The 17,829-nt window shown below is 65.8% G+C and carries 15 protein-coding genes and 1 pseudogene; 8 read left to right on the forward strand and 8 right to left on the reverse strand.

Features of this window, described 5'->3' with window-relative positions:
• Positions 1–240: 240 nt before the first annotated feature.
• Both IPN92_12320 and IPN92_12325 read left to right on the forward strand, forming a co-directional pair.
• On the forward strand, positions 241–1,299 hold the full coding sequence (locus tag IPN92_12320) for an efflux RND transporter periplasmic adaptor subunit (GenBank protein MBK8639007.1): 1,059 nt from the start codon (positions 241–243) through the stop codon (positions 1,297–1,299).
• Positions 1,296–4,403, forward strand: a complete 3,108-nt coding sequence (locus IPN92_12325; protein ID MBK8639008.1) for an efflux RND transporter permease subunit — start codon at positions 1,296–1,298, stop codon at positions 4,401–4,403. The genes IPN92_12320 and IPN92_12325 overlap by 4 nt, the downstream gene beginning before the upstream one ends.
• A gap of 85 nt (positions 4,404–4,488) precedes the next feature.
• Here the strand turns inward: IPN92_12325 and IPN92_12330 are convergent, their stop codons facing one another.
• The 6 genes from IPN92_12330 to gatC all read right to left on the reverse strand — a co-directional run bounded on the left by IPN92_12330 (position 4,489) and on the right by gatC (position 8,959).
• The gene (locus tag IPN92_12330; protein MBK8639009.1) at positions 4,489–4,836 is read right to left on the reverse strand and encodes an H-NS histone family protein; all 348 of its coding nucleotides are present in this window, start codon (positions 4,834–4,836) and stop codon (positions 4,489–4,491) included.
• A 216-nt stretch (positions 4,837–5,052) separates the two neighbouring features.
• Positions 5,053–5,763 (reverse strand): acetolactate decarboxylase, encoded by a 711-nt coding sequence (gene budA, locus IPN92_12335; protein MBK8639010.1) that lies wholly within the window; start codon positions 5,761–5,763, stop codon positions 5,053–5,055.
• Positions 5,760–6,095: an STAS domain-containing protein gene (locus IPN92_12340; GenBank protein MBK8639011.1), complete on the reverse strand. Its 336-nt coding sequence runs from the start codon at positions 6,093–6,095 to the stop codon at positions 5,760–5,762. Before IPN92_12340 ends, budA begins: the two co-directional genes overlap by 4 nt.
• Positions 6,082–7,101 (reverse strand): alcohol dehydrogenase catalytic domain-containing protein, encoded by a 1,020-nt coding sequence (locus IPN92_12345; GenBank protein MBK8639012.1) that lies wholly within the window; start codon positions 7,099–7,101, stop codon positions 6,082–6,084. The genes IPN92_12340 and IPN92_12345 overlap by 14 nt, the downstream gene beginning before the upstream one ends.
• A 54-nt stretch (positions 7,102–7,155) precedes the next feature.
• Complete coding sequence (gene gatA, locus IPN92_12350; GenBank protein MBK8639013.1) at positions 7,156–8,610, reverse strand: Asp-tRNA(Asn)/Glu-tRNA(Gln) amidotransferase subunit GatA; 1,455 nt, start codon at positions 8,608–8,610, stop codon at positions 7,156–7,158.
• 61 nt (positions 8,611–8,671) lie between these two features.
• On the reverse strand, positions 8,672–8,959 hold the full coding sequence (gene gatC, locus IPN92_12355; protein MBK8639014.1) for an Asp-tRNA(Asn)/Glu-tRNA(Gln) amidotransferase subunit GatC: 288 nt from the start codon (positions 8,957–8,959) through the stop codon (positions 8,672–8,674).
• Positions 8,960–9,171: 212 nt separating this feature from the next.
• Between gatC and IPN92_12360 the strand changes: the two genes are divergently transcribed.
• The 5 genes and pseudogenes from IPN92_12360 to rodA all read left to right on the forward strand — a co-directional run bounded on the left by IPN92_12360 (position 9,172) and on the right by rodA (position 14,792).
• A complete protein-coding gene (locus IPN92_12360; GenBank protein MBK8639015.1) occupies positions 9,172–10,218 on the forward strand; it encodes a rod shape-determining protein in 1,047 nt (348 codons plus the stop codon).
• A 149-nt stretch (positions 10,219–10,367) separates the two neighbouring features.
• Positions 10,368–11,293: pseudogene (gene mreC, locus IPN92_12365) on the forward strand (rod shape-determining protein MreC).
• Positions 11,290–11,775, forward strand: a complete 486-nt coding sequence (gene mreD, locus IPN92_12370) for a rod shape-determining protein MreD (protein MBK8639016.1) — start codon at positions 11,290–11,292, stop codon at positions 11,773–11,775. Before mreC ends, mreD begins: the two are co-directional and overlap by 4 nt.
• 7 nt (positions 11,776–11,782) lie before the next feature.
• The gene (gene mrdA / locus IPN92_12375) at positions 11,783–13,666 is read left to right on the forward strand and encodes a penicillin-binding protein 2 (protein ID MBK8639017.1); all 1,884 of its coding nucleotides are present in this window, start codon (positions 11,783–11,785) and stop codon (positions 13,664–13,666) included.
• On the forward strand, positions 13,656–14,792 hold the full coding sequence (rodA, locus tag IPN92_12380; GenBank protein ID MBK8639018.1) for a rod shape-determining protein RodA: 1,137 nt from the start codon (positions 13,656–13,658) through the stop codon (positions 14,790–14,792). Before mrdA ends, rodA begins: the two co-directional genes overlap by 11 nt.
• A 175-nt stretch (positions 14,793–14,967) precedes the next feature.
• Here rodA and msrA read toward each other — a convergent pair whose 3' ends face one another.
• Both msrA and msrB read right to left on the reverse strand, forming a co-directional pair.
• Complete coding sequence (gene msrA, locus IPN92_12385) at positions 14,968–15,582, reverse strand: peptide-methionine (S)-S-oxide reductase MsrA (GenBank protein MBK8639019.1); 615 nt, start codon at positions 15,580–15,582, stop codon at positions 14,968–14,970.
• On the reverse strand, positions 15,579–16,088 hold the full coding sequence (gene msrB / locus IPN92_12390) for a peptide-methionine (R)-S-oxide reductase MsrB (GenBank protein ID MBK8639020.1): 510 nt from the start codon (positions 16,086–16,088) through the stop codon (positions 15,579–15,581). Before msrB ends, msrA begins: the two co-directional genes overlap by 4 nt.
• A gap of 374 nt (positions 16,089–16,462) precedes the next feature.
• Between msrB and IPN92_12395 the strand changes: the two genes are divergently transcribed.
• A complete protein-coding gene (locus IPN92_12395; GenBank protein MBK8639021.1) occupies positions 16,463–17,809 on the forward strand; it encodes an ATP-grasp domain-containing protein in 1,347 nt (448 codons plus the stop codon).
• Positions 17,810–17,829 lie beyond the last annotated feature (20 nt).

Consider the following 17,829-nt stretch of genomic DNA (forward strand, 5'->3'; position numbering starts at 1 on the left):
ACCAAGGGCCGGGTGGAGCGCGTTAAGGGCCGCAGCAGGGCGGTCCTGGCGACGAACCGCCGCCGCTCTAGGGAGAGCCTGAAGGATACCCTTCAGCGCTATGTCAACGTCTATAATCACCGCATGCCCCAGCAGGCACTCGGTCCTATCTGCCCCTTTGAGGCCCGCGAACAGTGGCAGTTCAAGCAGCCTGAACGGGTCGTTTCAGAGATTAATAATCTCCCGAAGGAAGCGATCCCCATGCCCAAATGTCCCGCCCTTTTGCTCTTGCTGCAGATCCTGGCCACCCCGCTGCTGGCCCAGGAGGCCCCCAAGGCCATCCCCGTCATCGTCGCTCAAGCGCGGCAGGAGGCATTCGCCGACCCGGTTGAGGCCCTGGGGACTCTCAAGGCGCGCGAGTCCGTCGATCTCACCGCCAATGTCACCGAGACGGTCTTCGCCATCCATTTTGACGATGGCCAGCGGGTGGAGGCGGGTCAGGTGCTGGTGGAGATGACCAGCGCCGAGGAGCATGCCCTCCTGGAGGAGGGCCAGGTCAGGGTGGCGGAGGCCTCCCGCCAATACGACCGGGTCAAGTCCCTAGTGACTCAGCGTGCCGCCTCCGAGTCCCTCCTCGACGAGCGCCGCCGCGACCTGGACGCGGCTCGCGCCCAGTTGGTGGCCATCGAGTCGCGCCTCGCCGATCGCCTGATCAAGGCCCCCTTCGCGGGCGTGCTGGGGTTGCGCAACATCAGCCCCGGGGCGCTGGTCCGGCCCGGCGATCTCATCGCTAACCTGGACGACGACAGCCAGATGAAACTGGACTTCGCCCTGCCCAGTCTCTACCTGGCCGATCTCAGGCTGGGCATGGCCATCTCGGCCAGTTCCCGGGCCCATGGCGATCGGTCCTTCCAGGGCGAGATCGCCGCCATCGATAGCCGGATCGATCCCGTGACCCGTTCCATCCAGGTCCGCGCCCTCATCCCCAACCCGCGCCAGGACCTCAAGCCGGGTCTCCTCATGCAGGTCGAGGTACCCCGCAACCTCCGCCAGGGCCTGGCCATCCCCGAGGCGGCCCTCCTGCACCGGGGGCGCGATCATCGGGTCCTGGTGGTGGGGACGGGCGATCAGACCGAGGAGCGGCGGGTGGACATCGGCGCCCGTCGCCCCGGGGTCGTGGAAATCACCAGCGGGCTGACCGCGGGGGAACGGGTCATCACCCACGGTAACGACAAGGTCCGGCCGGGACAGGTGGTGCGGGTCCAGGCCCTGGATGAGGGTACTAAGCCCTTGCGGGAATTGCTGGGGTCCGGTCAATGATCCTGTCCGATGTCGCGGTCAAGCGTCCGGTCCTGGCCGCGGTCATATCGCTCCTCCTGATCGCCTTTGGCCTGCTGGCCTTCGACCGCTTGCCCTTGCGCGAGTATCCGGACATCGACCCGCCGGTGGTCTCGGTGGAGACCCGCTATCCCGGCGCCGCCGCCAACGTGGTGGAGACCCGCGTCACCCGCCTCATCGAGGACATGGTGGCGGGGGTGGAGGGCATCCAGAGCATCGAGTCCTTGAGCGAGGATGGCCGCTCCATCATCACCATCAAGTTCGATATCGGCCGCGACATCGACGGCGCCGCCAACGATGTCCGCGACCGGGTGTCGCGGGTCAGCGACGACCTGCCGGACGAGGCGGAGCCGCCGGAGATCCAGAAGGTGGACGCCAACGAGGATGTCATCCTCTGGCTCAACCTGGCCAGCGATCGCCTGACGATCCCGGAGCTGAGTGACTATGCCCGCCGCTACCTGGTGGATCGCTTTTCCGTAATCGACGGCGTGGCGCGGGTGCGGGTCGGTGGCCGCCAGACCTTTGCCATGCGCGTCTGGCTCGACCGTCAGGCTCTGGCGGCCCGGGGCCTGACGGTGGACGAGGTGGAGGAGGCCCTGCGCGCCGAGAACCTGGAATTGCCGGCGGGGGGCGTGGAATCCCGCCAGCGCCAGTTCAGCGTGCGCACCGAGCGTGCCTTTCTAACCGCCGGGGACTTCGCCCGTCTGACCCTCGCCCGGGGCGAGGATGGCTCACTGGTGCGCCTGGGGGATGTCGCCCGGGTGGAACTAGGTACGGACGAGGACCGCATCTCTTTCCGCGGCAATGGCCTGCCCATGGTGGGTATCGGCATCGTCAAGCAATCCACCGCCAATACCCTGGCCGTCGCCGAGGCGGCCAAGGCGGAGATGGGGCGCCTCAACCAGACCCTGCCCGAGGGCATGAAGCTCCATCAGAGCTACGATTCCTCGGTATTCGTCCGCGGCGCCGTGCATGAGGTTTACAAGACGCTGGGGGAGGCCATCCTCCTGGTGGTGCTGGTCATCTTCCTCTTCCTCGGCAGTTGGCGCGCCACCCTGGTGCCGGCGGTGGTGGTGCCCGTGTCCCTCATCGCCACCTTCCTGGCCATCTGGATGCTGGGCTTTTCCATCAATATCCTCACCCTCCTGGCCCTGGTCCTGGCCATCGGTCTGGTGGTGGACGACGCCATCGTGGTTCTGGAAAACATTCACCGCCGCCTGGCCGAGCAGGGCGAGACCCGCCTGGTGGCGGCCTATCGCGGCACCCGTCAGGTCGGCTTCGCCGTCGTGGCCACTACCCTGGTACTGGTGGCGGTCTTCGTCCCCATCGCCTTTCTGGAAGGTGACGTTGGCCGCCTTTTCTCCGAGTTCGCCCTGACCATGGCCGCCGCCGTCGCCTTTTCCATGCTGGTGGCCTTGACCCTGTCACCCATGATGGCCTCCAAGATCCTGCCAGATGCCCATGCCCCGGGCCGCCTGAGCCTGGCGCTGGATGGGTTCTTCGTGCGCGTGCGGCGTGGCTATGGACGCGCCCTGGGCTGGTTCCTCCGCCATGCCTGGGTGGCGGGTCTGCTCCTGATCCTCATCCTGGGTGGGGCGGTCTGGCTGTTCCAGGAGCTGCCTCGGGAGTATGCGCCCCGCGAGGATCGCGGCACCTTCTTCGTCCAGGTCAATGGACCCGAGGGGGCCTCCTATGCCTACATGAAGGAGTACATGGACGAGATTGAGCGGCGCCTCATGTCCTACATCGACAATGGCGAGGCTATCCGGCTGCTGGTGCGGACCCCGCGCGGCTTCGAAGGCACCCAGACCTTCAATACCGGCAACGCCACCCTGGTACTGGCTGACTTTGGTCAGCGCCGTTCCGGCTGGGTCATCATGGACGAGATTCGCGCCAAACTCGCCGACCTGCCTGGCGTCAAGGCCTCCCCCATCATGCGCCAGGGCTTCGGGTCCCGAGTTCAGAAGCCGGTCCAGTTTGTGATCGGTGGCGGGACCTACGAGGAGCTGGCCCAGTGGCGGGACATCCTCCTAGCCCAAATCGAGGCGTCCAACCCGGGCCTGACCAACCTCGACTGGGACTACAAGGAGACCAAGCCGCAACTGCGGGTAGCCATCGACCAGGCGCAGGCGGCGGATCTGGGCGTCACCGCCGGGGCCATCGGTCGCACCCTGGAGACCATGCTGGGTTCCCGCAAGGTCACCAGCTTTATCCGCGATGGCGAGGAATACGACCTCATCCTGGAGGGGGAGCGGGATAGCCAGCGCACCCCGGGGGCCCTGGATAATCTTCAGGTCCGCTCGCGGCGCAGCGGCGAGTTGATCCCCCTGGCCAATCTGGTGACGGTGACCGAGTCCGCGGATTCGCGCAGCCTCAATCGCTACAACCGGCTGCGGGCCATCACCCTGGAGGCCAATCTGGCGGAAGGTCTGGCTCTGGGCAGGGCCCTGGATTATCTGGAGGGGCTGGTGAAGACCTATCTGCCGGAGCAGGCCCGGGTCGATTACAAGGGCCAGTCCCGGGATTTTCGCGCCAGCACGGCGGGGGTCCTGTTCGTCTTCATTCTAGGGGTTGTGGTGGTCTATCTGGTGCTGGCCGCCCAGTTCGAGAGCTGGATCCATCCCCTCATCATCATGCTCACCGTCCCCCTGGCCATGGCCGGCGCCCTGCTGGCCTTGTGGCTGAGCGGCCAGAGCCTCAACCTCTACAGCGAGATCGGCCTCATCATGCTGGTGGGGTTGGCGGCCAAGAACGGCATCCTGATCGTGGAATTCGCCAACCAGTTGCGCGATCAGGGCCGGGAATTCAACGCCGCCCTGCGGGAGGCCGCCGAGATTCGCCTGCGCCCCATCGTCATGACCAGCATCACCACGGCCGCCGGGGCCGTGCCCCTGCTCCTGGGTTCCGGCGCGGGCGCCGAGACTCGCCTGGTCATCGGCACCGTCATCCTCGCGGGGGTCCTGGCGGCGACCCTCTTTACCCTCTTTGTCGTCCCGGTGGCCTACCAGGTCCTGGCCCGCGGTACCAGCTCCCCCGGCGCCGTAGCCCAGCGCCTGGCCACCGAGGAGGCGGCCAGCCCGGAGTGAAGCCCGGGAAGACCAGGAAAGGTCCCGGGCTGGAAAACCGACAACTCGTGCAGCCGCCACTCCATCAGGAAAATTGTCGGAAAAATTACAGCTTTACCCGGTAGTCTTCCAGGTTTCCGCCGCGCTCCAGCATCTTCTGCACCCACTCGGGTCTCCGTCCTATCCCATTCCAAACCTTTCCTTGCCGGCTCCGGTAAAGTCGGGGGATGTTATCCCTGATGAGGGGTAAGACATATTTACCTCTACGTCCGCCGTTGACGCTATTGATGAAATTGAGTTCGTAGGGCCTGATTTTATATTTTTTGATTAGGTCATTGATCTCTTGGATAACTGGGGCTTTTTCCGCTTTAAAAATTTCTTCGTACTGGGCCTGTAGTTCGGCGATCTGGGCGTTGAGCGAGCGCAGATCGGTGTCGTTTTCAGTAGGCGGCATTGCTGGGGTACCCAATCAGGATAAACATATTTTTAGTTTACAAAGAAGCCTGACCTGGATCAAGTTCGCGGCAACCCGGTGACGGGGATGTCGGAGAGGGGCTTTGGGGAAATACCCGGGCAGTCGGGCGTCCCGCATCCCAGGTGCCGCCACCCGACGCCATCAGGCAAATTCCGCTTTAACCCACTGGCTGGGTTCCACCCCTCCCGGGCGGGCTCAGTGCTCGGCTTCGCGCAGATCCTGGGAAGTATCCCGTCCCAGGTCCGCCGTAAGGTAGTCCAGGGTCAGGGGCAAACCCAGTTCCAGGCGGGCGATGTGCTGCAGGCTGATGCGGATGTGGCGTGGCCGGCATTCCAGCAGATGGCCGCCATGTCGCTTGTCCACGGTCAGGAAGTGCAGGTGATAGCCGGGTACGGCGACGGACTGCATGAAGTTGGGTGTCCAGTAGCCGACCAGGGTGCCCTCGATATGCTCGAATTCGAATTCGGGCTGTTCCCGCGCCACCTCCACCAGGGGCCGGTAGGCGTCCTGGCGCGGCACGGAGCGGGTGCGCACATAATCAAAAAGCCCGTCCAGGCGGAGGGCGTAGAGCATGTTCTTGGATGGCAGCAGGCGGTCGAGGAGGGCGAGCAGGCCCGGGTAGTCCAGCGGCTGATCAATCTCCTCCTCGCTGTAGGGGCGGAAGAAGGTGACGCAGGCGAAGGGGGTGCGGGTTTCGTCCGGCACGGCGTAGGCGTTGCCGTCGGAGCGTAGCTGATAGACCACGCTGTCGATGACCACCATCTCGCCATCCAGGTCGTTGAAGGTGCCGAGGCCGAAGTCGCCGCGGGCCAGGATGTCGGCGATGGTGGTGTCCTGGCGGTAGAGGCCCTCGACCAGGGCATTCACCGGGGCCGAGACATAGAGAAGGGCGTTTCGGGCATTCATGACGGCATGGCCTCCAGGGCTTTAGCGCGGGTGTCGACGACCTCCAGCAGGCCAAGGAAGCCGCTGATCTCCAGGACCTCGTGGATGGGCGGGTTGACCTGGCAGAGGATCAGGCGGCCCTCGTCCTTGTCGATCTGCTTGACGGCCTTGAGCAGCACGCGCAGCCCGGCGCTGGAGAGGAAATCCAGGGCGCCGAAATCCAGCACCAGATGGGTGCAGCCAGCCAGTCGCTCCATGAGCTGTTTCTCGAAAGCGGGGGCGCTACCGCTGTCCAGGCGCCCTTGCGGGGCGATGATGAGCACGGGGCCCTGGTGGGTTTCATGCAGTTCCATTTTGCTTCTCCGGGGTCGGGTTGTGCGGAGGATGAGACGGACGGCACCCCGGGCTACAGTCGAGGAGGATTTTCAGGGTCCCCGGCTGTGCCGCCTGCGCGAAGGCCGCGACGGCCGCGGCGAGAGGGTAGCGCCCCTCGATCAGGGGTCGCGGGTCCAGGCCTTGCCGCAGCCGCTCCAGGGCGGTGGTGAAGGGCCCGCAGCGGGAGCCGATGAGGGTGATCTCGTCCACCACCAGCCGGGACAGATTGATCTCCGCCCGGTGGGCGTAGGTGCTCTTGAGAATAAGGGTGCCCGCGGCGCGCAGGGCGTGGCGGGCCAGCTCAAAGCCGGCCGGCGTGCCGCTGGCCTCGATGACCAGATCCCAGTAGCTCTCGTCCACCCGGTCTTCGCCGATCCAGGCGATGCCGGCGGCCTCCAGCAGGGCCCGCTGCCTGGGGTGGCGTGCCACCACCTGAAGTTCGCCCGGCCCACCCGCCAGGCTCAGGGCGATGAGTTGCCCCAGACGTCCGGCGCCCACGACCAGGATGCGTTCACCGGCGCGGATGGGCCTTTGCTCCGGGATGCGCAGGGCCGCCGCCAGGGGTTCGCAGAAGACGGCGGCCTCGTCCGGGAGGGTGTCGGGGACGGCGTGCAGGTTAGCGAGGGGCAGGACCAGGTATTCGGCAAAGGCGCCATCATGGTCCTTGATGCCGAGCACCCGGCGCCGGGCGCAGTGATGACCCCGCCCGGCCCGGCAGGGGTCGCAGTGGCCGCAGGGGAGGTTGATTTCGCCAACGACCCGTTCCCCTCGGCGTCCGGGCTGGTCCGGCGCGGCGGCGATCTCGCCGACGAACTCGTGGCCGGGGATGCCGGTGAAGGGGTAATAGCCCTGCCTCAGTTCCAGGTCCGTGGCGCAAATGCCGGCCAGGCGCACCCGCACCAGGGCCTCCCCCGGACCCGGCACCGGTACCGGCAGGTCCTCCCGCAAGCGCGGTTGCCGATCCTCCAGCCAGAGACCGCGCATGAAGCTTGTCCTCCCTCGGTTGCCGTCTTGGCCCTGACGCTTGGCCCGCCCGGTCTATTCGAAGCTAGGCGGCGAGGCCCGGTGCCAGTCCGTGACCGCTTGCAGCCTGTGGGCGACGTTGAGCAGCCGACCCTCCTGGAAATAGTCGGCGATAAGCTGTAGGCCCACCGGCAGGCCGCCAGACTGGGCCACCGGCAGGGATAGGCCCGGCAGGCCCGCCAGGTTGGTGGCGATGGTGTAGATATCGTTGAGGTACATGGCCACCGGGTCGTCCCCCTTGTCACCCAGCGGGAAGGCAGTGGTGGGGCTGGTGGGGCCCAGGATGACATCCACCTCCTCGAAGGCGCGGCGGAAATCGTCGCTGATGAGGTGTCGCAGCTTTTGCGCCTTGAGGTAATAGGCGTCGTAGTAGCCGGCGGATAGAACGTAGGTGCCGATCATGATGCGCCGCTTGACCTCGGCCCCAAAGCCCTCGGCGCGGCTGCGCTGGTAGAGGTCGAGCAGATCTCGGGGCTCCTGGCAGCGATGACCGTAGCGCACCCCATCAAAGCGAGCCAGATTGGAGGAACATTCCGCCGGCGCCACCACATAGTAGGTCGGCACCGATAAGGGGCTGTTGGGCAAGCTGATCTCGCGGATCTGGGCGCCCAGGCGGCGGTACTCGGCGATGGCGGCCTCCACGCTGGCGGCCACCCCCGCGTCCAGCCCAGCGCCGAAGTATTCCTTGGGCAGGCCGATGCGCAGGCCCGCCAGATCCTGGCCCAGCCCGGCGCGATAGTCCGGCACCGGTTCCTGGGAACTGGTGGAGTCACGGGGATCGAAGCCCGCCATGGCCTGGAGCAGCAGGGCCGCATCCTCGGCGGTGCGGGTCATGGGGCCGGCCTGGTCCAGGCTGGAGGCGAAGGCGATCATGCCCCAGCGGGAGACGCGCCCGTAGGTCGGCTTGAGCCCGGTCAGGCCGCAGAGGGCCGCCGGCTGGCGGATGGATCCGCCGGTGTCCGTGCCCGTCGCCGCAGCGCACAGATAGGCCGCCACCGCCGCCGCCGATCCGCCCGAGGAACCGCCCGGTACCCGCGTCTCATCCCAGGGGTTTTTGACCGGGCCGTACCAGCTCGTCTCATTGGACGAACCCATGGCAAATTCGTCCATGTTGGTCTTGCCCAGCATCACCACCCCGGCCTGTTCCAGCCGCTCCACCACCGTGGCGCTGTAGGGCGCCACGAAGCTGTCCAGCATCCGCGAGCCGCAACTGGTCTTGAGGCCATAGGTGCAGAAGATGTCCTTGTGGGCGATGGGAATACCGGCCAGGGGCCCGACCTCGCCGCTGCGCCGCTGGGAATCCGCCCGCTCCGCCGCCTCCAGGGCCCGATCGGCGGCGACCGTGATGTAGGCGTTCAGGCGTGGATTGAGTCGCTCGATGCGCGCCAGAAAGTGGCGGGTCAGTTCCACGCTGGTGAAGGCGCCCTGGCGCAGCCCGCGATCCAGTTCGGCGATGGTCATCTTATGCATGAGGGCTTGTCCTGGGGCGGAGAGAGTGAAACGGGGTAAGCAAGGGGGGTGGCGGACCCCATTATTCAATGACCTTGGGCACCAGATAGAGACCGTTATTGACGGCGGGCGCTATGCCCTGACAGAGTTCGCGCCGGTCCGGCTCCGTGGCCTGGTCGGGGCGCAGCCGCTGGACCATGTGCAAGGGGTGGGCCATGGGGCTGATACCCTGGGTGTCCACGGCGTTCATCTCCTCGGCAAGGGCGAGAATCCCATTGAGGTCATGAACATATTTGTCCTTTTCCGCCTCGGAGATCTGAATGCGCGCCAGATGGGCGATCTTTTCCACATCGGATCGGTTGAGGGTCATGGGCGGGCTCCAGCTTGCGTGAGTTATGCGAGAAAAATACCATAGCCGGGCCTCGGCCGTCCTCTTCCGCGCGATCCGCCTTGCCCGGAGGCGATGGCATTGTTAGATTAGCCAAGCTCGGGCGCTGCCACGGAGCGGTTTGGTCCCCGCCGGATGCTGGCTTAGCGGGATCGCGTCTTTCCTCCCCTTTTATTCCCAAGGTAAAAAGCTCGATGTTTTTTCGACGTTTTCGAGGGATGTTCTCGAACGATCTTTCGATCGACCTCGGGACGGCCAACACGCTCATCTATGTCCGCGGCCAGGGCATCGTCCTTAACGAGCCCTCGGTGGTAGCCATCCGTCAGGATCAGGCCGGTGGACCCAAAACCGTGGTAGCGGTGGGCGAGGAGGCCAAGCGGATGGTCGGGCGCACACCCCAGAACATCACCGCCATCAGGCCCATGAAGGACGGTGTCATCGCCGACTTCACCGTCACCGAGAAGATGCTCCAGTACTTCATCCACAAGGTGCATGAGTCGCGCTTCATGCGGCCCAGCCCGCGGGTGCTGGTCTGCGTCCCCTGCGGCTCGACCCAGGTGGAGCGCCGCGCCATCAGGGAATCAGCGGCCGGGGCCGGGGCGCGGGAGGTCTTCCTGATCGAGGAGCCCATGGCGGCGGCCATTGGCGCCGGGCTGCCCGTGGAAGAGGCGCGGGGCTCCATGGTCGTCGATATCGGCGGCGGCACCTCGGAGGTGGCGGTGCTGTCCCTGAACGGGGTGGTTTACTCCAACTCCGTGCGCATTGGGGGCGACCGCTTCGACGAGGCCATCATCAACTATGTGCGACGCAATTACGGCACCCTGATCGGCGAGGCCACGGCGGAGCGCATCAAGCACGCCATCGGTTCCGCCTACCCCGGCAGCGAGGTACGGGAGATCGAGGTCAAGGGCCGCAACGTGTCGGAAGGCATTCCCCGGGCCTTCAAGCTCAACAGCAACGAGATCCTGGAGGCCCTGGAAGAGCCCCTGGCCGGTATCACCCGGGCGGTCAAGATCGCCCTGGAACAGACCCCGCCGGAACTGGGCGCGGACGTGGCCGACCGGGGTATCGTCCTCACCGGCGGTGGCGCCCTGCTGCGGGATATCGACCGCCTGCTGGCGGACGAGACCGGGCTGCCGGTGCTGGTGGCGGACGACCCCCTGACCTGCGTTGCCCGAGGAGGTGGCCGTGCCCTGGAGATGATCGACGAGCACGGCACGGATCTCTTCGTGACCGAGTAGTCCCGGTGGCGGGGGTGCGGGCCTCGATCCCGGCGACCCGGGCCCCGTTAGCCGGGGCGCCGGGGTTGGGCCTGGCACCCCACCGGACCAGCCCCGGGGCGCGCTGGCTTGGCCGTCGCCCCTGGGGTCCCTGAACGAGGTTGTCGCCCATCAAACCCCTCTTCCTGCGCGGGCCTCGCCCACCTACCGGGTGGTGATCGCGGTCCTTCTGTCCATTGGCCTCATGGTGGCCGACCAGCGCCAGCACCTGCTGGAGCCGCTGCGCTCCACCCTGTCCCTGCTGGTCTCGCCCCTGCACTATCTCGCCAGTATGCCCGTCGGGGTGGTCGCGACCCTCAAGGGGCTGTTCGCCAGCGAGCCCTCCCTGCGCCAGGATAACGAGGTTCTGAAGGCGGAGAATCTGAGCCTCAAGGGCCGGCTGCAACGCCTGGAGTCCCTGGAGGCGGAGAACCGCCGTCTGCACGATCTGCTGGGCTCCTCCTTCCGCGTCGGCGAGCGGGTCCTGATCGCCGAGATGCTCTCCGTGGACCTGGATCCCTATCGCCAGCAGGTGCTGATCAACAAGGGCAGCGCCTCGGGGGTCTTCGTTGGCCAGCCGGTGCTGGACTCCAACGCCGTCATGGGGCAGGTCATCTGGGTGGGGCCCACCACGGCCACCGTTCTCCTCATCACCGACGCGGCCCATGGCTTGCCAGTGCGGGTCAATCGTAACGGCCTGCGCGCCGTGGCCACGGGCACCGGCCTGGTCAACCAGCTCGACCTGTCCTATGTCCCTCACGACGCCGACCTGGAGGAGGGAGACCTCCTGGTCACCTCCGGCCTCGGTGGCCGCTTTCCGGCCGGTTATCCCGTGGCGCGGGTGAGCGAGATCATGCGTGAATCGGGCCAGCCCTTCGCGCGGGTGACGGCCACCCCCAATGCCCACCTCGATAGTGGCCATGAGGTGCTGCTGGTATGGACCCTGCCCGAGGCTGGCAACCAGGAGTTTGCTCCCTCCCCCCGCGCAGGGGAGGGCCGGGGAGAGGGGGCCGAACAGGCTATCCCCGCCGCCCTTTCCCAGGGGAAGGCGCCATGATCGACTTCTCCCCCCGCCGCTGGCTCCTCATCCCGAGCCTGGGGGTGGCACTGCTGCTGACCCTCCTGCCGCTGCCCGAATGGGCCAGCGAGCTGAGACCGCCCTGGGTCGCCCTGACCCTGCTGTACTGGATCCTGGCCACCCCCGAGCGGGTTGGAGTCTTCTGGGGCTGGGCTATGGGGCTGCTGCTGGATGTCAGTATTGGCACCGTCCTGGGCCAGCATGCCCTGAGCCTGGCGGTGATGGCCTGGATCATGGTGAGCCTCCAGCAACGCCTCGGCCTCTATCCGCCGTTTCAACAGGCCCTGGCGGTCTGGCTGCTCCTGCTGGCGGAGCGGTTGGTATCGCTCTGGGTCATGGGCGCCCTGGGTCAACCGACCCCTGGCCTGCCTTACTGGCTATCCACCCTGATGGGGCTCCTCATCTGGCCCTGGATCCCGCTCCTGACCCGCGGTGGTCGGCGCGGTTACGGGATGGGCTGAGCACGCCGTGGCCGGCTCCTGGTTCCACGCGGCGGATGGCGAGCGGCGGCTGTTCGCGCGCCGCGCCTGGGTCGCGGCCATCCTGGCGACCCTGCTCCTGTCCCTGGTGGTGGCGCGGGTGGCGCACCTGCAAATTGACAGCCACCAGCATTTTTCGACCCTGTCCCAGGACAACCGGGTGCGGCTGGAGCCCCTTCCGCCGGTGCGGGGTCTCATCTACGACACCCAGGGCGTCCTCTTGGCGGCCAACGAGCCCTCCTTTACCCTCACCGTCACGCCAGACAAGGCGAAGGATATGGACGGGCTCCTCGGGGAGCTGTCCAAGCTGATCCGCCTCGACGAGGCGGACATCCGGCGCTTTGAACGGTTACGTCGTCAGGGCTCGCCTTATACGGCGGTGCCCTTGCGCCTGCACCTGACAGAGGAGGAGATTGCCCGCGTCTCCCTGGAGGGCTATCGTTTCCCGGCGGTCGATATCCGCACCGATCTGTTGCGGACCTACCCCATGGGCATCTATACGGCCCACGTCCTGGGCTACGTGGCGCGCATCGACGAGGAAGAGGTCAAGCGCATCGACGCCGCCAATTACAGGGGCACGGACTTCATCGGCAAGAACGGGCTGGAGAAGTCCTACGAGGAGGTGCTGCACGGGCGCGTCGGCTATCGCCAGGTGGAGGTCAACGCCAAGGGCCGGGTCCTGCGCACCCTGGAGAGCGAGCCGCCGACACCGGGCAAGGATTTGCGGCTGCATCTGGATATTCGCCTGCAACGCAACGCGGCGGCGGCCATGGCCGGCAAGCGCGGTGCCGTGGTGGCCATCGATCCCCGGACGGGGGGGGTTCTGGCGATGGTCAGCAACCCCGGTTTCGACCCCAATCCCTTTGTCGAAGGGATCGGCGCCAAGGAATATGCGGCCCTGCGCGACGACATCGACGTCCCCCTCTTCGACCGTGCCCTGCGCGGCCAGTACCCGCCGGGTTCGACCATCAAGCCCTTCATCGCCCTCGGTGGGCTAGAGACGGGCGTCATCACCACCGGCAAGGTCAAGCATTGTAGCGGGGCCTTTCAGTTGCCCGGTCAATCCCACCGCTATCGCGATTGGCGCAAGGGCGGTCATGGCTCTGTGGACATGCGTCGGGCCATCGTGGAGTCCTGCGATGTCTATTTCTACGACCTGGCCCATCATCTGGGCATCGACCGGTTGGGTGACTTCCTGGGCAAATTCCACTTCGGCCGCAAGACGGGCGTCGATCTGGCGGGGGAGCTTGGTGGCCTGATGCCCTCGAAGGAGTGGAAGCGTCGGGTGCGCCATCAGGCCTGGTATCCGGGCGAGACCCTGATTGTCGGCATCGGTCAGGGGGCCTTTCTGGCCACGCCTTTGCAGTTGGCGGCGGCCACCGCCGCCATCGCCAATGGCGGCCGTTATCTCGAACCGCGCGTGGCGAAGGCGCTGGACGCGGGTCAAGGGCAGCTCGCACCGATTCAGGCCCCCCGGCGCGATCTCGGGCTGGACCCCGATCATGTGGAGGATATTATCCAGGCGATGACCCAGGTCGTGGAGAGTCCCCGGGGTACGGCCCGGCGCATCCGGAGCCCCGCCTATCGTATTGCCGGCAAGACCGGTACGGCCCAGGTCTTTACCGTCGGCCAGAAGGAGACCTATAAGGAAAAGCAGGTCGCCGCGCGCAAGCGTGACCATGCCCTCTTCGTGGCCTTTGCCCCGGTGGATGACCCGCGCATCGCCGTGGCGGTCCTGGTGGAGAATGGCGGTCATGGGGGCTCGGTGGCCGCGCCTATCGCCCGGGCCGTGATGGATAGCTATCTGCTGGGCAAGGACCCCCCGGCGGATCTGGGCGCCGAGTCCGAGGAGGAGGCCGAGGATGGCGATTGAGCCTGTCGACGCGAGTCTGGACCGAGTGCCCCTGGCCGGGCAAGCGACCCTCTCCCAGCGGCTGCACCTGGATCTGCCCTTGGTCTTTGCCCTGCTACTGGCGGCGGGCTATGGCCTGCTGGTGCTCTTCAGCGCCATCGACCAGGACCCGAAACGGCTGGAGGCCCAACTGCTGCGCCTGGGGCTCGCCTTTGGGGTCATGATCCTCGTCGCCCAGATCCCCCCCCGGCTCTGGCGGCGCCTGGCGGTCCCCCTCTACATGGTTGGCGTGCTCATGCTGGTGGCGGTGCTGGCGGTCGGCGAGATCGGCAAGGGCGCCCAGCGTTGGCTGGACCTGGGACTGCTGCGCTTTCAGCCTTCGGAACTGCTCAAGCTGGGGGTGCCGCTGATGCTGGCCTGGTTTCTGGCGCTTCGGCCCCTGCCGCCTGGGGGCTGGCGTACCCTGGTGGCGGCCATCCTGACCGCGGTGCCGGCGGTGCTTATCGCCCGCCAGCCGGACCTGGGCACGGCCCTGCTGGTGGGCAGCGCCGGGGCCTTCGTTCTCTTTCTGGCGGGCTTGTCCTGGCGGCTCATCGCCCTACTGGTGGCCATCGCCGCCGCCCTGGCCCCCCTGCTCTGGAGCCAGATGCTGGACTATCAGAAAAATCGGGTGCTGACCCTTTTCGACCCGGAAAGCGATCCCCTGGGCACGGGCTACCACATCATCCAGTCCAAAATCGCCATCGGCTCCGGCGGGGTCTATGGCAAGGGCTGGGGCCTGGGCACCCAGTCCCATCTGGAATTCCTGCCCGAACGCTCCACCGACTTCATCTTCGCCGTCCTGGGCGAGGAACTGGGCCTCTTTGGCGTCCTGGCGCTGCTGGGTATCTATCTCTTTATCCTCTTCCGGGGGCTCTACATCGCCAGCCAGTCCCAGGATGCCTTTGGGCGCCTGCTGGCGGGTGGTCTGACCCTGGTCTTTTTCGTCTATCTCTTCGTCAACACCGGCATGGTGTCCGGCCTGCTGCCGGTCGTAGGCGTACCCCTGCCGCTGGTGAGTTACGGCGGCACCTCCATGGTGACCATTCTGGCCGGCTTCGGGCTCATCATGGCCGTGCATACCCACCGGGGCCTTTCGGGGCGCTAGGCGGTGTGGGTGAACTGGTAGGTGACTCAATCGCCGCCAAGCTTGTGCTTCTCGATCAGCGTGACCTTGGCTTTCACCGCGGCGGCGATGTGGGCGGTGACCAGCCCCGCGCGGGCGCCGCCGATGACGATCAGGTTGCGCTAGCAGAAGCAGGCGCTGGCGGGTCATGTGCGGATCACTTGCCGCCCCAGATTTCCTCCACTCGCGCGTCCCGGCCGCAGGACTTGCGGTAGTAGTTGTAGCGGATCGGGTTCTTCTTGGAGTAGTCCTGATGGTAGGTCTCGGCCAGCCAGAACGTTGTGGCCGCTGCCAGCTCGGTATGGATGGTCTTGAATTTACCGCTCTTTAGCAGCGCGTCGCGGCTGGCCTCGGCGGCCTTGCGCTCGGCGTCGTTCTGCCAGTAGATGCCACTGCGATACTGGGTGCCGACGTCGCAGAACTGGCGATCCTTGACCGTGGGGTCGATGTGACGCCAGAAGTAATCCACCAGTTGCGGGTAGCTGACTTTTTGCGGGTCGTAAATCACCCGCACCGCCTCGGTATGCCCGGTGCCGCCCGCGCTGACCTGCTCGTAGCTCGGATTACTCGTGCGGCCTGCGGTGTAGCCCGACTCCACCTCGATCACGCCGGGGAGTTTTTCAAAGTCTTTTTCGATGCACCAGAAGCAGCCGCCGGCGAAAATCGCCGTGGCGCCGCCGGCAGGCACGATGGTGGGCGTGGCGGGTGTCTCGGCAAACGCGGCGGGCACCAAGGCTGTGGCGAGCGCCGCCACCTTTATCAGCGTCTTCATGTCCGCAGCGCCGGAAGCTGTTCACCTTTCAAGATGAACCTCAAGGCGACCCCGTTGTTGCAGTAACGTTTTCCGGTGGGTTGCGGGCCGTCGTTGAACACGTGGCCCTGATGCCCGCCGCAGCGCGAACAGTGATACTCGGTGCGTGGGAATACCAGTTTGAAGTCCGTCGAGGTGCCGACCGCGTCTGCCAGCGGTTGCCAGAAGCTCGGCCAGCCGGTGCCGCTTTCGTACTTGTGGGCGCTGTCGAACAGCGGCAGATTGCAGGCGGCGCAGACGAAGGTGCCGGTGCGCTTTTCCGCGTTCAACGCACTGCTGCCGGCAGCTTCAGTACCCTCTTCAAACAGCACCTGGTAGGCGTCAGCCGGCAGCAATCCCTTCCACTCCCGTTTGCTCTTGTTCAAGGGGAAAGTGCGGGCGGCGCTGGCCGAGCCAAACGGCAGAATGGGCAGCCAGGACAAGGCCAAAAGCCCCGAAACCCGTGAAATCCAGTTGCGACGGTTCATGTTGCTCTCCTGTTGTTTCTCCGGCGGAGCCGGCGACGGTATCCCTGTGGTTATGGCGGGTGGTGCTTGGTCTGGCCAGCCCCGAGATTCCTTACAACCGTCAAAATATGTTTATCCGTTGGACCAAGTGAGCCGCAGTCCAGTTCCGGCAAGCCTCGGCACTGGCGCCAGACGCTGCCGGGGCGCCAAGCGGCCGCTCCCCGCCGCCCTCCCAACCGGTGGTTTGCTCCCCGCCGGACCCCGTCGGCTCGCACCCGTCGGCTCGCACTGTGCCCTTGCAGAGCACCTTCCTTCGATGCTAGATTCCCCGAGCCCAGCCGCCGTGCGGTTGGACTTCCTATCCCCACCCCTTTGCCGGCGGCCGGATGCTCCCTATGAGTGCTGCGCGCGGTTTGGTGCTCTTCAACTACGATTGGGATCAAGTCGGCTATGGCCGCTGGTCGTCGGAATTTTCTCTGGATTCCGAAGGCTTCGACCTGTTCAGTTTTCCCAGCAATGCCCATCTCGTTACCTTCGACTTGCAGCGCTTTGTTGATCGCCTTGCTGGTCGCGCGGCGCGCAAGGGATGGTGCGCGGTAACCTCGAATCACGAGCAGTTTGGCGCGTTGGCCGCCGCCCTGCTGGCTGAGCGGATGGGCTGGCCGGGTACGCCGGTCGCGGCGGTGCTCGCCTGTCAGCACAAGTTGCACGCCCGGCGGGTTCTCGAACAGGTGGCGCCGGAGGCCAATACCCCGTTTGCCACCCTTGAATCGGGGTATGGCGATCCGGTACCGGCCCATCTGCGTTATCCCCGCTTCGTCAAACCGGTCAAGGCAGCGTTCTCGGTGCTCGCCCGTGTCGTGCACGACCGTGATGAGTTGGTGGCACTGACCCGCTTTGGCTTCTGGGAGCTCTGGGTTATCCGCCATCTGGTCGAGCCTTTCGAGCGGGTGGTCAAGGCGCGCTTGCCGGAAGCGGGGAGCGCGCACCGGATGTTGCTGGAACAGCCCGTCAATGCCTTGCAGTACAACCTGGACGGCTATGTTTTTGCCGGAGAGCCGCGGCTATTGGGATTTGTTGAATCGGTGATGTATCCAGGAACGCAGGCCTTCATGCGTTTCGATTATCCCTGCCAGTTGAGCGAGCCAGGGCGCGATCAGGCGCTCGACGTGGCGCGACGCTTTTTGTCTGCCGTGGGTTTTACGCATGGTCTGTTCAACATGGAGTTCTTCCATGATCCGGTAACGCAAAAATTGACGGTGATCGAATTCAACCCACGCATGGCGGCGCAATTTTCCGATCTGTATTTGCGAGTTGACGGAGTCGATCTGCACCGTTTCAGTCTGGAACTGGCCTTCGGTCGCGACCCGGCCCTGCTGCCCCGGGCCGAGCCTGCGGCCGGTGCCGCGGCCAGCTTTGTCTATCGCTGTTTTGATCCGGCGGAACGCCCCGCTATGCCGGGCGCCGCCCAACGGGCGGCCCTGGCCGAACGATTTCCGGATGCGCTGCTGTTCCGTTTTGCCAAGTCACCCGGGCAGATTGCTCGTGATTTCAAGTGGCTGGGCAGCTATCGTTACGGCATCCTGCATCTTGGCGGCCGGGATGCACGCGATCTGCGGGAGCGGTGCCTGGCAGCCAGTGAGCTGCTCGGTTGGCCGGCACCTTATGCGTGGCAGCCGGCGGAAACCCCTATGCCGGCCGGCTATCCAACGCCCGATTTTTCCATGGAAACTTCCCGATGATTTCTCGCTCACCCTTTTCT

The sequence above is a fragment of the Chromatiaceae bacterium genome (assembly GCA_016714645.1).
In the GTDB taxonomy this organism is placed as follows: domain Bacteria; phylum Pseudomonadota; class Gammaproteobacteria; order Chromatiales; family Chromatiaceae; genus M0108.

Excerpts from the sequence above, each read along its gene's own strand:
- gatA (MBK8639013.1), bottom strand. The coding sequence starts at position 8,610 with ATGCATAAGATGACCATCGCCGAACTGGATCGCGGGCTGCGCCAGGGC.
- IPN92_12325 (MBK8639008.1), top strand. The coding sequence starts at position 1,296 with ATGATCCTGTCCGATGTCGCGGTCAAGCGTCCGGTCCTGGCCGCGGTC.
- mreD (MBK8639016.1), top strand. The coding sequence starts at position 11,290 with ATGATCGACTTCTCCCCCCGCCGCTGGCTCCTCATCCCGAGCCTGGGG.
- IPN92_12360 (MBK8639015.1), top strand. The coding sequence starts at position 9,172 with ATGTTTTTTCGACGTTTTCGAGGGATGTTCTCGAACGATCTTTCGATC.
- IPN92_12345 (MBK8639012.1), bottom strand. The coding sequence starts at position 7,101 with ATGCGCGGTCTCTGGCTGGAGGATCGGCAACCGCGCTTGCGGGAGGAC.
- msrA (MBK8639019.1), bottom strand. The coding sequence starts at position 15,582 with ATGAAGACGCTGATAAAGGTGGCGGCGCTCGCCACAGCCTTGGTGCCC.
- IPN92_12320 (MBK8639007.1), top strand. The coding sequence starts at position 241 with ATGCCCAAATGTCCCGCCCTTTTGCTCTTGCTGCAGATCCTGGCCACC.
- gatC (MBK8639014.1), bottom strand. The coding sequence starts at position 8,959 with ATGACCCTCAACCGATCCGATGTGGAAAAGATCGCCCATCTGGCGCGC.
- IPN92_12340 (MBK8639011.1), bottom strand. The coding sequence starts at position 6,095 with ATGGAACTGCATGAAACCCACCAGGGCCCCGTGCTCATCATCGCCCCG.
- budA (MBK8639010.1), bottom strand. The coding sequence starts at position 5,763 with ATGAATGCCCGAAACGCCCTTCTCTATGTCTCGGCCCCGGTGAATGCC.
- IPN92_12330 (MBK8639009.1), bottom strand. The coding sequence starts at position 4,836 with ATGCCGCCTACTGAAAACGACACCGATCTGCGCTCGCTCAACGCCCAG.
- rodA (MBK8639018.1), top strand. The coding sequence starts at position 13,656 with ATGGCGATTGAGCCTGTCGACGCGAGTCTGGACCGAGTGCCCCTGGCC.
- IPN92_12395 (MBK8639021.1), top strand. The coding sequence starts at position 16,463 with ATGAGTGCTGCGCGCGGTTTGGTGCTCTTCAACTACGATTGGGATCAA.
- msrB (MBK8639020.1), bottom strand. The coding sequence starts at position 16,088 with ATGAACCGTCGCAACTGGATTTCACGGGTTTCGGGGCTTTTGGCCTTG.